The sequence below is a fragment of the Noviherbaspirillum suwonense genome (genome assembly GCF_900182955.1).
Classification (GTDB): domain Bacteria; phylum Pseudomonadota; class Gammaproteobacteria; order Burkholderiales; family Burkholderiaceae_D; genus Noviherbaspirillum_A; species Noviherbaspirillum_A suwonense.
This window is the reverse complement of the sequence record NZ_FXUL01000002.1, coordinates 429,529-443,000: the sequence shown is the minus strand read 5'-3', so window position 1 is coordinate 443,000 and position 13,472 is coordinate 429,529. Positions and strand designations below refer to the sequence as shown.

General features: G+C 66.9%; 11 protein-coding genes. 8 read left to right on the top strand and 3 right to left on the bottom strand.

Annotation, left to right across the window (positions count from 1 at the left end):
* Nucleotides 1-167: 167 nt before the first annotated feature.
* Both QOL82_RS05145 and QOL82_RS05140 read left to right on the top strand, forming a co-directional pair.
* A complete protein-coding gene (locus QOL82_RS05145; RefSeq protein ID WP_283441171.1) occupies nucleotides 168-3,011 on the top strand; it encodes a mechanosensitive ion channel family protein in 2,844 nt (947 codons plus the stop codon).
* A 380-nt stretch (nucleotides 3,012-3,391) separates the two neighbouring features.
* Entirely contained in the window at nucleotides 3,392-5,053 is a 1,662-nt protein-coding gene (locus tag QOL82_RS05140; RefSeq protein ID WP_283441170.1) for a hypothetical protein, read from the top strand.
* A 77-nt stretch (nucleotides 5,054-5,130) separates the two neighbouring features.
* Here the strand turns inward: QOL82_RS05140 and QOL82_RS05135 are convergent, their stop codons facing one another.
* Together QOL82_RS05135 and QOL82_RS05130 are read right to left on the bottom strand one after the other, a co-directional pair.
* Nucleotides 5,131-5,580, bottom strand: a complete 450-nt coding sequence (locus QOL82_RS05135) for an HAD domain-containing protein (RefSeq protein WP_283441169.1) — start codon at nucleotides 5,578-5,580, stop codon at nucleotides 5,131-5,133.
* A gap of 235 nt (nucleotides 5,581-5,815) precedes the next feature.
* The gene (locus tag QOL82_RS05130; protein ID WP_283441168.1) at nucleotides 5,816-6,247 is read right to left on the bottom strand and encodes a thioredoxin family protein; all 432 of its coding nucleotides are present in this window, start codon (nucleotides 6,245-6,247) and stop codon (nucleotides 5,816-5,818) included.
* Nucleotides 6,248-6,322: 75 nt separating this feature from the next.
* Between QOL82_RS05130 and tsaB the strand changes: the two genes are divergently transcribed.
* The 4 genes from tsaB to QOL82_RS05110 are packed head-to-tail and all read left to right on the top strand — an operon-like array spanning nucleotide 6,323 to nucleotide 9,261.
* Nucleotides 6,323-7,015 carry a tRNA (adenosine(37)-N6)-threonylcarbamoyltransferase complex dimerization subunit type 1 TsaB gene (gene tsaB, locus QOL82_RS05125; protein ID WP_283441167.1) on the top strand — a complete coding sequence of 231 codons (693 nt, stop codon included), beginning with the start codon at nucleotides 6,323-6,325 and terminating at the stop codon, nucleotides 7,013-7,015.
* On the top strand, nucleotides 7,012-7,482 hold the full coding sequence (gene rimI / locus QOL82_RS05120; protein WP_283441166.1) for a ribosomal protein S18-alanine N-acetyltransferase: 471 nt from the start codon (nucleotides 7,012-7,014) through the stop codon (nucleotides 7,480-7,482). The genes tsaB and rimI overlap by 4 nt, the downstream gene beginning before the upstream one ends.
* Nucleotides 7,479-8,294, top strand: a complete 816-nt coding sequence (locus tag QOL82_RS05115; protein ID WP_283441165.1) for a uracil-DNA glycosylase — start codon at nucleotides 7,479-7,481, stop codon at nucleotides 8,292-8,294. The genes rimI and QOL82_RS05115 overlap by 4 nt, the downstream gene beginning before the upstream one ends.
* A complete protein-coding gene (locus QOL82_RS05110; protein WP_283441164.1) occupies nucleotides 8,278-9,261 on the top strand; it encodes a DUF1853 family protein in 984 nt (327 codons plus the stop codon). The genes QOL82_RS05115 and QOL82_RS05110 overlap by 17 nt, the downstream gene beginning before the upstream one ends.
* A 228-nt stretch (nucleotides 9,262-9,489) precedes the next feature.
* Here QOL82_RS05110 and lplT read toward each other — a convergent pair whose 3' ends face one another.
* Entirely contained in the window at nucleotides 9,490-10,752 is a 1,263-nt protein-coding gene (gene lplT, locus QOL82_RS05105) for a lysophospholipid transporter LplT (RefSeq protein ID WP_283441163.1), read from the bottom strand.
* Between the two features lie 148 nt (nucleotides 10,753-10,900).
* Between lplT and alr the strand changes: the two genes are divergently transcribed.
* The gene (alr, locus tag QOL82_RS05100) at nucleotides 10,901-11,995 is read left to right on the top strand and encodes an alanine racemase (RefSeq protein ID WP_283441162.1); all 1,095 of its coding nucleotides are present in this window, start codon (nucleotides 10,901-10,903) and stop codon (nucleotides 11,993-11,995) included.
* A gap of 66 nt (nucleotides 11,996-12,061) precedes the next feature.
* Nucleotides 12,062-13,435 carry a DNA repair protein RadA gene (gene radA, locus QOL82_RS05095; protein WP_283441161.1) on the top strand — a complete coding sequence of 458 codons (1,374 nt, stop codon included), beginning with the start codon at nucleotides 12,062-12,064 and terminating at the stop codon, nucleotides 13,433-13,435.
* The last annotated feature ends 37 nt before the right edge of the window (nucleotides 13,436-13,472 follow it).

Below are 13,472 nucleotides of genomic sequence, written 5' to 3'. Positions count from 1 at the left end.
GGCCTGCGCATGGCGGGCCGGATGCAGCGGACAAGCTGGCATTGTACGCAAGTCGCCCCATTCCGGCTGAGGCCGGCCGGGCCGCGCCGCCGACGCTTGATCCTGTCGGAAACCCCTGACCATGCGTTTGGCTACAATGCGGCTTGATCAATGCAACCAGGGTATCGATGACGTATTCCGACACCGGCCGTTTTCCAGCCCGCGCGGCTGCCGCCTTTGCCGCCTCCGCCCGGCGCAGCTCCCGTTCCCGCCTGTTCCTCATCGCGATGTTCCTGGCAGCGCTGTCGCTGTTTGCCGGCATGCCTGCCGGCGCCCAGGCGCCAGCGCCGGCCGCGGCCGCGCCCGCCGCCGCCGCGCCGCCCGCCCCGGCGCCGATTGCGCTGTCCGATGTCGCCGTCGAGGCGGAGGCGGCAAGTGCGCTGATTGGGCGCTTCGAGTCCCGCAGCCGCAACCTTGACGCGCTGGATACGGCAAGCGACGAGCTGCCGGTGCTTGCGCGCGACATGGCCGTGCGCACGGTCGAGATGCGGCGGCTCCTTACGCACAATACGCCGCTGGAAACCATACGCAGCCTGGAAGCCGAATGGCGCTACCTGGAAAACCGGTCGGCCGCGATCACGCGGGAACTGACCAAGGCGGCGTCGCAGCTGGACCGCGACCTGGCCGAACTCGACAAACTCGACGCGACCTGGAGCGCCACCCGCGAGGCTGCTGTGACGGGCGCCGCGCCGGCGGCGGTGCTGACCCGGGTGCGCGAAGTGGCCAACGATGTGGCCAAGATCCGCAAGACCGTGCTTGAACGCCGCGCCCGCGTGCTGGCGCTGCAGGGCCAGTCCGCCGAGGTCGGCGCCCGCGCCGCGCAGGCCACCCAGGCGCTGGCCGAGGCCAGCGAGCGGGCCGCCGCGCGCCTGTTCTATGCCGACAGCCCGCTGATCTGGCAGACCAACCCGCTCAGCGGCGAATCCCGCATGCTGCCGGATGCCGGGCCGGGCGGCGTCGGCGAAGCGGTCGCGCTGGTCGACTACATCCGCGAAAACGGGCAGCGCTTCGGCATCCATGCGGCGGTGCTGGCGCTGCTCGCCGCGCTGCTGTACCTGATACGCAGCAAGGTCAGGGTGCTGAGCCAGACCGACGGCAACCTGCGCCGCACCGGCAAGATATTCGAGATGCCGGTGGTCAGCGCGCTGCTGCTGAGCCTGTTGCTGACCGCCTGGTTCTATCCGCGCGCGCCGCGCATGTTCTGGATAGCCGGCGGCGTGTTCAGCGCGATCCCGACGCTGCTGTTTTCCCGCCGCGTGATCGAGCGCCACCTGTACCCGGTGCTGTATGCGGTCATCGGCTTCTACGTGATCGACAAGCTGCGCGGCATCCTGACGCCGATGCCGGTGATCTGGCGCTGGACTTTGCTGGCCGAGACCGTGTTGTTCCTGGTCGCGCTGGCGCTGACCCTGATCCAGTCGCGCCGCACGGCGGACGGGCCGCCCTGGACCCAGACCGCCGCCTGGCGCGCGGTGCGCTACGGCGCCTGGCCCGGCCTGGTCGTCTTCACGCTGGCCCTTGCGGCCAATATCGCCGGCTACGTGCGCCTGGCCGACATGCTGGCGACCACCGCGTTTTTCAGCGCCTTCAGCGCCGTCGTCACCTATGCGCTGACCCGCGTCGGCGAAGGGCTGCTGCATGCGCTGCTGTGCGTGCCGCCGCTGTCCTTCCTCGGCATGACGCGACGCCATACGCCGCTGCTGACCAGCCGCTTCAACCGCTTCCTGAAATGGGTCGGCTTTCTGGTCTGGCTGAGCCTGACGCTGCGCGCGCTCGGCCTGCTGCAGCCGCTGTTCGTCCATGCGCAGTCGCTCTGGGCGGCGATGCTGCCGCTGGGCTCACTCGAAACATCGGTCGGCAGCGTGATTACCTTCGCGCTTACGGTCTGGTTCACCTTCCTGCTGTCGCGGCTGGCCCGCTTCGTCCTGGAAGAGGAAATTTTCCCCAACCTGCACCTGGAGCGCGGCCTGCCGTATGCGATCAACCGGGTCGTCCATTACCTGGTGCTGCTGTCCGGCTTTGTCATCGCGCTCGGGGCAATGGGCGTGGACATGACGAAATTCACCATCCTGGCCGGTGCATTCAGCGTGGGCATCGGCTTTGGCCTGCAGAACATCGTCAACAACTTCATTTCCGGGCTGATCGTGCTGTTCGAGCGGCCGATCAAGGTCGGCGACACGATAGAGATCGACGGGCAGACCGGGCGCGTGCAGCGCATCGGCATCCGGGCCAGCGTCATACAGAGCACGGCGGGCGCGGAAGTCATCATCCCGAACGGCAAGCTCATTTCCGACAAGGTGATCAACTGGACCCTGTCCAGCGGCCGCCGCCAGATCAGCGTCACGGTGCTGCTGAAGCTCGACGCCGATGTGGCCCGCGCCCGCGAACTGGTGCTGGGCGTGGCCCGACGCAACAAGCACGTGATGCAGTCGCCGGGGCCGGAGGTGCTGTTCGTTCGGCGCGGCATCGACCAGCTCGAATTCGAACTGCGGGTCTGGACCGATGCGCTCGATGCCTGGATGGAAGTCAAGAGCGACATGACCGCGGAAATCAACGAGGCGCTGCGGCACAATGAAATCGTCGGCGCGGCCCCGGTCGAGCCGGCAGTACCGCCGGCGCCGGTGGTCGCAAGCGACGTGCCGCCGTCGGCGCCGCCCGGCGCGGCAACGCCAATGCCGACGCCGACGCCGACGCCGACGCCGACGCCAGCGCCAACGCCAACGCCAACGCCAACGCCGACGCCGACGCCGACGCCAACGCCGACGCCGACGCCAGCGCCAACGCCAACGCCAACGCCAACGCCAACGCTAACGCCAACGCCAACGCCAACGCCAACGCTAACGCCAACGCCAACGCCAACGCCAACGCCAACGCCAACGCCAACGCCAGCGCCAGCGCCAGCGCCAACGCCGACGCTGACGACGCCGCAGGCACCGGCTGCTGCTAACACCGCGCAGCCTGACCGGTCCTGAACGCCGCTATCCGGCGCGTTCATTCAAGTCCAGACGGGCGCATCGACGCCCGGATCGCCGTAGACGCCCGCCGTGCCCCATCGCGGGCAGTCCGGCGCGGCGATGACATTAAAACTTTGGCAAGGATTAAACAATTTGACTTTCTTTTCTAGAAAGTTTCTTGCTATTCCTTTAAATCTTTTGGAGATTTTCGCGACAAAACGGAAAATATTTCCGTAAGGAATGAACTATCTGGTGTTTCTCTGTGTCAATATCGGCGTTAGTTGATGTAGAGAAACGTTATCGTACACACACCAGAGAGAATCCTTTCCATGTCCTCCTTCCAGTTCCCGCTGCCTTGCCGACGCTCCGCGCTGTCCGCTGCCGCTATCAGTGCCCTGATGTTTTCCAGCCTTGCCTCCGCCGGCACGCTGTCGGTCGGTCCCGGCAAAACTTATTCAACCCCATGCCGCGCTTTCGCCGCGGCCAAGAACAATGACATCGTTGAAATCGACGCCAGCGGCAGCTATGTCGGCGACGTCTGCGGCGTCTATCCGAACAACCTGACGATCCGCGGCGTCAATGGCCGCCCGAAGATCAATGCCAACGGCGCCAATTCGATGGGCAAGGGCACCTGGGTCGTCAGCGGCGTCGGCACCGTGATCGAAAACGTGGAAATGTTCGGCGCGACGGTGCCCGACCGGAACGGTGCGGCGATCCGCCTCGACGGCCGCGACCTGACGCTGCGCGGCAGCTACCTGCATGACAACGAAAACGGCATCCTGACCAATAACGACGGCGTGACCAATGTCGTCATCGAGAACTCCGAATTCGCCAACAACGGCTATGGCGACGGCTATTCCCATAACCTCTACATCGGGCATGTTAACAGCCTGGTGTTCCGCAACAGCTATTCGCACGACGCCAAGGTCGGCCATAACCTGAAGTCGCGCGCCAACACCAACACGATCGTCTACAGCCGTTTTTCCAGCTCGGTCTACAAGCCCAGCTACGAGATCGACCTGCCGAACGCCGGCACCAGCTACATCATCGGCAACGTGATCCAGCAGCCGGCCGGCAACAACAACCCGGCGCTGGTAGCCTATGGCGAGGAAGGCGCAAGCAACACCGGCCACGACCTGTACGTGGTCAACAACACCTTCCTCAACGACGACAGCTCGCGCGGCACCTTCATCATGACCGGCGGCGGCGTCAGCAAGCCGGTGCTGATGCAGAACAACCTGTTTGTCGGCACCGGGACGGTCAACACCCAGTCCAGCGCCACCGACCGCAGCAACTACCGCACGCTGTCGCCGGCATTCGTTGATCGCGCCAATTTCGACCTGCGCCCGGCCAGCGGCTCGCCGGTGATCAACGCCGGCACGGTGGCCGGCGCCGCCGCAAGCGGCGTGTCGCTGCTGGCAACCGCGCAGTACAAGCATGTCGCGGGCAGCGAAGCGCGTACGCTGGCCGGCGCAATCGACATCGGTGCCTATGAAGCGTCCGGCGCCACGACGCCTGCGCCAACCCCGACCCCGACCCCGACCCCGACCCCGACCCCGACCCCGACCCCGACGACGCCGTCTACTCCCAGCCCGGCCCCGACCACGACCACCTGGGTCAATTGCGCGGGTGAAAACGGCGTCTGCAGCTTCAGCGGCACGCGCCAGGTACGCTACGGCGCCAACGGCAGCTATGGCTACAAGTCGGCCACCAGCTCGATCAGCTGCAGCAACGGCGTTTTCGGCGACCCGGCCTACGGCATCGTCAAGTCCTGCAGCTATGCCGACACGGTGACCGCCAGCACCCCGGCCGCACCGGTCGTCACGCCGGCACCGGTGGTTACGACCCCGGCGCCTGCCGCCCCGGTCGTGACCGCACCGACCTGGACCCGCTGCAGCGGCGAGAACGGCACCTGCAGCTTTACCGGCACACGCCAGGTCCGCTACGGCGCCAACGGCGTCTTTGCGACCAGGTCGGCAACCGGTGCGATTGCGTGCAACAACAACGTGTTCGGCGACCCGGTCTATGGCATCGTCAAGTCCTGCGAGTACCAGAACTGACGCTGCGCACAGAAGTCCTTCTGCAATGAAAAATGGCTGCCTCTACGGGCAGCCATTTTTTTTTGGCTCCGGCTAGCCTACTGCGGCGTCTTCAGCCACAGCTGCAGCTGGCGCAGCACGCTGAACTCGCGCAGGCCGGCTTCCGGGTCGCAGGCGATCAGCTCCGCCAGCCGCGGCGGGTAGGCGCTGGCGCGCGAGTCGAGGATGCGGTAGTTGCGCAGATGGTTGATTTCGGCGGTGGCGGTGATGCCTTGCCAGCGTTCGCCGCCCGGCGTCACGCCGACCATGCGCCTGCCGACCGGCCCCAGCATGCTTTGCAGCTGCTGCTGCGCGGCCAGGCCCTTCCAGTGCGAATGCACGATGATGCCGACATCCGGATGCCGGGCCAGCATGTCGTCGAGTATCCATGCCCAGCGAAACAGCCAGGCGCGCTGCGCGCTGGTCTTGAGCGTGCCATAGGGACTCACGCGCGACGTGGCGCTGGCCGGGTGGAGCACGCCGTCGAATTCGAGAAAAAGTATGCGCATCGCCTGGCCTTGTTGCTGGTGTTGACAGCCAAGGTACTGTATGCATATACAGTTGTCAAGGCGGCCTGCAATCCGGCCGGCGCGCTGCGTTTGATTTTTGGGTTTGCCGGGCGTGTGCGCTATGCGGATGCGTCGTCAGGGAACCCGGCGCTTCCGGACGGCCGCGGAAGCGTGGCGTCGCAGGCCGGGATAGCCGGAAACTAGGACGCCTTTAAGGAATCCGGCAATCCGGCACTCAGGCACCGACCGCGTCCGCGAGCCGCGCCCGCAAGTTGTAGTCCCGTTGCCAGCTGCGGCGCTGATCGGTGGATGCAGCCTGCGCCTGCAGCTCGCTGGCCGACATCGACAGCTGCGCCTGCAGCAGACGTTGCAGCTGGCCGGCGTCCGGCAGCAGCGTGCCGAAGAAGACCACGGTGTCGCCGCGCTGTATCAGCATGGTGGGGAAATCCTCGACGTCGAAGTCGCCGACGATCTCGGCTTCATCCTCGATATCGACCCAGACGAAACGGTGGTCCGGGTGGCGCGCGGCCAGCGCATCGAAGGCGGGCCGGAACTGGCGGCAGACGTCGCACCAGGCGGCGCACAGGCAGGCAACGATCCAGACGTCGCCGGAAAGGGCGCCCAGCAGTTCGGCGCGGTTGTCATGCTGTAGGGTCAGGCTGCTCATCCGCGTTATTTTACCGTACGCAATCCGGCGCGCGCAGTGCCTGTCCAATCGCGCCCGGCACGGTAAAATGTCCGGATGCCTACGATACTCGCCATCGAAACCTCCACCGAACTGGCTTCGGTTGCGCTGCTGCTGAAAGACCGCCTGCTGGTGCGCGACGCCGCCTCGGTCCAGACGCACTCGCAAAACCTGCTGCCCATGGTGCAGGCGCTGCTGGCCGAGGCGGGCATCCGCCTTTCCGACTGCGCCGCCATTGCCTACGGCGCCGGGCCGGGCTCCTTCACCGGCGTGCGCACCGCCTGCGGCGCGGTGCAGGGACTGGCCTTCGGCGCCGGCCTGCCGGTGGCGCCGGTCGGCACGCTGGACGCGATGGCCGAGGCCTGCCGCGAAAAAACCGGCGCGGCCGACGTGCTGTGCGTGCTCGACGCCAGGATGGGCGAAGTGTACTGGGCCCAGTTCCGGCATGGCGCGGCGGGCTGGCAGACGGTGATGCCGGCGCGCCTGTCCAGTCCGGAAGACGTCGCGCCGAGCGGCCCGGTGCTGGCCTGCGGGAATGGCCTTGCCGTCTACGCCGACGCGTTCTCGGGCCGCGATTTCCTGGCCGCCGCCGAGCCCGGCATCATGCCGCATGCGGCCCAGGTCGCTGCGCTGGCGCGCCTGGCCGTGTCGCGCGGCGAGACGCTGGACGCCGCGGCGGCGCAGCCGGTCTACCTGCGCAACAAGGTCGCGCTCACCACCGCGGAGCGCATGGCGGGGAAGGCGGCATGAACGCGCGGCTGCAGACCGGCCCGGTCCGGTTTTCCCATATGCGCGAGGATGACGTGCCCTCGGTGCTGCGCATCGAACAGGCGGCTTACCCGTTTCCCTGGACCGGCGGCAATTTCCTCGACTCGATACGGAGCGGCTACCTGTGCCGGGTCGCGCGGGACGACAGGCGCGAGATCGTCGGCTATTTCCTGATGATGATGGCGCTGGATGAAGCCCACCTGCTCAACATCACCGTCGATCCGGCGCTGCACGGACGCGGGTATGGCCTGGCGCTGCTTGCCCATGCGAACGATTGCGCGCGCGACAAGGGCATGCGCTCGGTGATGCTGGAAGTGCGGCCGTCCAACCACCGCGCGCTCGCCATCTACGAACGCTATGGCTTTACCCGGATCGGCGTGCGCCGCAATTACTATCCGGCTCCCGACAATACCCGGGAAAACGCCATCGTGATGAAGGCGCCGCTATGAGCGACCGGGCCCAGTGGAAGCAGCAGGTCATCGAGGAGATGGGCCTCGGGCCGGTCTGGACGCGTCGCGCCCGGCCGGATGCCGGCGTCGCCGCGCCCGCCGCCGCGGAAACTACTGCTGCCCTGGAAACGCCGTCTGCCGCGTCCGCGATGGCGCCGGCTCCCGCGCCGGCCGCAGCGCCGGCTGTGACGCCGCAGGCCGCACCGCCAGCCGCGCCGCCGGCCTCCGAGGTCGCGCAAATGGATTGGGATGCGCTGGAAACCGCGGTGGCGGGCTGCGTCAAATGCCGCCTCTGCGAAGACCGCACCAGGACCGTGTTCGGCGTCGGCGACCGCAAGGCGAAGTGGCTGTTCATCGGCGAAGGGCCGGGCCGCAATGAAGACCTGCAGGGCCTGCCTTTCGTCGGCCCCGCCGGCAAGCTGCTGGACAACATGCTGATGGCGATGGGCCTGTCGCGTACCGAGAACGCATTCATCGCCAACGTGGTCAAGTGCCGGCCGACCGGCGACGACGGCCGCGACCGGCCGCCCGCGCCGGACGAGGCCGCCGCCTGCATGCCCTACCTGCAGCGCCAGATCGAACTGATCCAGCCGGCCATCCTGGTCGCGCTCGGCAAGACCGCCGCGGTCTCGCTGCTCGGCCTGCCGGCGGACAGCCCGGTCGGCAAGCTGCGCGGGCAGGTGTTCGAATACCGCGGCCTGCCGCTGGTGGTGACCTACCACCCGGCCTACCTGCTGCGCCGCCTGACCGACAAGGGCAAGTCCTGGGCCGACCTGTGCCTGGCGATGAATGCCTATGCCGGCAGTCGCTGACGCCGTGCCGGCGTTCCAGGAAGGTTTCCACCAGCGCTGGGCGCAGCTTGCCGACCCGCATGTCCGGGCGCTTGCCTGGCTGATCGACGCGCCCGGCCTGCTCGACGCCGAGGCGCCGCAGTGGCGGGGCAAGGTGGCCCATCTCGGTTCCGGCGCGGGCGACGCGGCTCGCGGCTGGCTGCACGGGCTGGACCGGGAACCGGCGGCATTGCATGCGCACCTGAGCTTCCAGCCCTTCGGCCGTCTCGGCCGTTATGCGGAAAAGCTGATGACGTTCTACCTGCAGCACCTGGGCGTGCTGGCCGCGCACAATGTGCAGGTCCGCGCCAGCGCCAGCCAGGCCGGCGGCGCGCAGACCATCGGCGAATTCGACTTCCTGGTATGGCGCGGCAGCGACCTGCTGCACTGGGAATTCGCGACCAAGTTCTACCTGCTGGAGCCGGCCGGCGGCGGCCCGCAGCGGCAGACGGATTATTTCGTCGGTCCCAACCTGGCCGACAGCCTGGGCGCCAAGATGGACAAGATCTTCGGCCGGCAGCTGGCCCTGTCCGCGCATCCGGCGGCGCAGCCCCTCCTGCCGCAGCCGGTGGTCGCGGCCGAGGCGCTGGTCAAGGGCTGGCTGTTCTACCCGGACGCCGCTTATCCGCCGCTGCCCATGCCGGGCGTCGCCGCCGCGCACTGCCGCGGCTTCTGGTGCACGCTCCCCGACCTCGGGCCGGCCGCGCGCTATGCGGTATTGCCCAGGCTGTCATGGCTGGCGCCCGCGCTGCTGCCGGCCGCGGACACGGAGAACCGCGGCGAACTGGAAGCCCGGATCAATGCGCATTTCGAGGGCGACAGCATGCCGGTGCTGGTGGCGCTGCTGCGCATCGAAGGACAGCAGGCGCTGGAAGTGGATCGCGGCTTCATCGTCCCCGAAGGCTGGCGCGAGCGCGCCGGCAAGCGCTTCGGGACAGTGCCCGGCTGACCGCGCGTATAACCATCCCGAGACATGGCGTGCCGGATGAGATCGACGGTTCCGATGCGTCAACATGGCTCGTAGGCCCGTAGGGTGTAATAAGCGCAGCGCATTGCACCACTCGCCATCAACGACCATCGCCCGTTCGCAGCCAATGGTGTAATGCGCTTGCGCTCATTACACCCTGCGGATGCTCATCGCGCCTTGCGAACCGGGATGGGTATCAGCCCCGGGTGCTTAATGCTTGTGCTCGCCGATCAGCGCCAGCGAATCGTGCTCGCGCTGGTTCGCCGCGTGGCGGCGCATCACCATGTACATGGTGCCGGACACGAACAGGCCGAACATCACGATGACGATATTGACGTTGAGGTCGGCCTTGACCATCAGCGCATACAGCACCAGCATGGTCAGCACCGACAGGTTTTCATTGAAGTTCTGCACCGCGATCGAGTGGCCGGCGCTCATCAGCACGTGGCCGCGGTGCTGCAGCAGCGCGTTCATCGGCACCACGAAGTAGCCCGACAGCGCGCCGATAATGACCAGCAGCGGGTAGGCGACCCAGACGTTGGTGACCATGGTCATCAGGATCACGACCAGTCCCATTGCGATGCCCAGCGGCATGACCGACAGCGATTTTTTCAGCGGGACGAAGCGGGCCGCCGCCACCGCGCCTAGGGCAACGCCGATGGCGACCACGCCCTGCAGGATCGCGGCGCGGTCCAGCGGCATGTGCAGCGACTTTTCCGCCCATTTGAGCACGATGAACTGTAGCGTCGCGCCCGCGCCCCAGAACAGGGTCGTGACCGCCAGCGAGATCTGTCCCAGCTTGTCGGCCCAGAGCCGGTTGAAGCAGTTGGCGAAGTCGGCAACCAGCTTGATCGGGTTGCGCTCCTGGTGGCTGTAGCGCGCGCCGGTGTCGGGAATGCGCAGGTTGAACAGCGCCGCGACGATATAGGAGACCACGATCACGCAGAGCGCCGCTTCCACCGGCGTGTCGATCCCGGTATCGATCATCGGGAAGTCGACCGTCATCAGTGCAGCGCCGATTTTCGGGTTGACCAGCATGCCGCCGAGCACCGTGCCCAGGATGATGGACGCCACGGTCAGGCCCTCGATCCAGCCATTGGCGGCGACCAGGCGTTCGGCCGGAAGCAGTTCGGTCAGGATGCCGTACTTCGCCGGCGAATAGGCAGCCGCGCCGAAGCCGACGATCGCGTAGGCAAACAGCGGATGGACATTGAAGAACATCAGCGCGCAGCCGACGACCTTGATCAGGTTGGTCACGAACATCACCCGGCCCTTGGGCAGCGCGTCCGCGAAGGCGCCGACGAAAGCGGCGAGCAGCACATACGACAGCACGAAGAAGAGCTTCAGAAGAGGCGTCATCCATGCCGGGGAGTGCATGGTCGCCAGCAGCGAGATGGCCGCGATCAGCAATGCATTGTCGGCAAGCGAGGAAAAAAACTGCGCTGCCATGATGGTGTAAAAACCGCGATTCATCCGTTATATCCGCCGGGAAAGTTATTTGTCTCCGAGGTGCTTTATACCATGAAACTTCCGGTGTTCCGGCAATTTACGGCCGGTTGCCGGAACGTGGTCAAGTAAAATGCGAGTCGGTTTAATTCGATGAAAATAAAGCCCTTTTTCCATGCCACGCCCGATTACTTCCACTATTGATATTTCCGCGATGCGCGCCAATCTAGCCGTAGCGAAAGCGCATGCCGGCGCGGCCAGCGTCTGGGCCGTCGTCAAGGCGAATGCCTACGGCCACGGCCTCGCCAATGCGCTGCGCGGCTTCGATGCCGCCGACGGCATGGCGCTGGTGGAGCCCGATGCCGCGGTCCGCCTGCGCGAACTGGGGTGGCGGAAACCGGTGCTGCTGCTGGAAGGATTCTTCGACCGGCAGGATGTAGAAACAGTTTCCACGCATTCACTCGATACGGTCGTGCATTGCCGCGAACAGCTGGCGATGCTGGAAGCGTTTCCGCTGCGAAACCGCATCGACGTGCACCTGAAGATCAACAGCGGGATGAACCGGCTGGGCTTTCGTCCGGATGAAATTGCCGCGGTGCATGCGCGGCTCCGGGCACTGCCCGGCGTCCGCCAGATCGTGCTGGTCACGCATTTCGCGAATGCCGACGATGAGGCGAATCCGGCCATGCCGATGGCCGAGCAGGTGCGGCGAACGCGGCTGGCCGCGGCCGGCCTGGACGCGCCGCTGTCGATGTGCAATTCCGCGGCCGACCTGCTGCATGCCGAACTGGCCGAGCGCTGGGTCCGTCCCGGCGTGATGCTGTACGGCGGCACGCCGGGCGTGAAGACGGCGGCGCAGTTCGGCCTGCGGCCGGCGATGACGCTGACCAGCCGGCTGATCGCAGTGCAGCAGATCGTCGCCGGCGACGCGGTCGGCTACGGCAGCCGCTTCCTCGCGCCGCGGGCCATGCGCATCGGCGTCATCGCCTGCGGTTATGCGGACGGCTATCCGCGGCATGCGCCCGACGGCGCGCCGGTGCTGGTCGACGGGATAAGGTGCGCGCTGGCGGGCAGGGTGTCGATGGACATGATGACGGTCGACCTGAGCGCCGCGCCGGCGGCCGGTCCCGGCTCCGAAGTGACATTGTGGGGCGCCGGCCTGCCGGTCGACGAGGTGGCGCAGGCGGCCGGCACGATAGGCTATGAACTGATGTGCGCAGTCGCCCCGCGGGTCGCGGTGGCGGTGCGGGAAGACGAACAGAAGCAATAGCGGCAATAGCGGCAATAACAGCAATAGCATCAACCGAACCAACAGGACCAGGACCGAGAACACCCGATGGCAAAAGCAAAAACCCAGTACACCTGCAGCGAATGCGGCGGCATCAGCAGCAAATGGAGCGGCCAGTGCCCGGCCTGCGGGCAATGGAACACGCTGGTGGAGACCATCGTCGAGAGCGGCAACAACCGCTATTCGACGACCCAGCCGCAGGGCCTGGCGCAGGCGTCGCCGGTGATGTCGCTGGCAGACATCGAGGCGATCGACGTGCCGCGTTTCGGCACCGGCATCGAGGAATTCGACAGGGTGCTGGGCGGCGGGCTGGTGGCCGGCGGCGTGGTGCTGATCGGCGGCGACCCGGGCATCGGCAAGTCGACGCTGCTGCTGCAGGCGCTGGCCAACCTGTCGCGCGTGAAGCGGGTGCTCTATGTCAGCGGCGAGGAGTCGGGCGCGCAGATCGCGCTGCGGGCCAAGCGGCTGGCGGTCGATGCGCGCGACCTGATGCTGCAGGCGGAAATCCAGCTCGAAAAAATCCTCGCCACGCTGGCCGAGCACAAGCCGCAGGTCGCCGTCATCGACTCGATCCAGACCGTCTATTCCGACGCGCTGACCTCGGCGCCTGGCTCGGTCGCCCAGGTGCGCGAATGCGCGGCGCAGCTGACCCGCTTCGCCAAGCAGACCGGCGTGACCATCATCATGGTCGGCCACGTGACCAAGGAAGGCGCGCTGGCCGGTCCGCGGGTGCTCGAGCACATCGTCGACACCGTGCTCTACTTCGAGGGCGACACCCATTCCAGCTTCCGGCTGGTGCGGGCGATCAAGAACCGCTTCGGCGCGGTCAACGAGCTGGGCGTGTTCGCGATGAGCGACAAGGGCCTGAAGGGCGTTTCCAATCCGTCGGCGCTGTTCCTGTCCCAGCATGACAACCAGGTGCCGGGCTCCTGCGTGATGGTCACGCAGGAAGGCACGCGGCCGCTGCTGGTCGAGGTGCAGGCGCTGGTCGACACCTCGCACCTGCCGAACGCGCGGCGGCTGTCGGTGGGCCTGGAGCAGAACCGGCTGGCGATGCTACTGGCGGTGCTGCACCGGCATGCCGGCGTCGCCGCATTCGACCAGGACGTGTTCATCAACGCGGTCGGTGGCGTCAAGATCGCCGAGCCGGCAGCCGACCTGGCGGTGCTGCTGGCGATCCAGTCGTCGATGCGCAACAAGCCGCTGCCGCGCGGGCTGGTGGTCTTCGGCGAAGTCGGCCTGGCGGGCGAGATACGGCCCGCGCCGCGGGGCCAGGAACGATTGCGCGAAGCCGCCAAGCTGGGCTTTTCGCTGGCGCTGATCCCGAAGGCGAACGCGCCCAAGCAGCCGATCGAAGGCATGACCATCATCCCGGTCGAACGGATCGAGGATGCGCTGGCGCGGGTGCGCGAGCACGATTGAGCGTGACGGAGCTTGCCGGCTGACCGCCAGCACACGG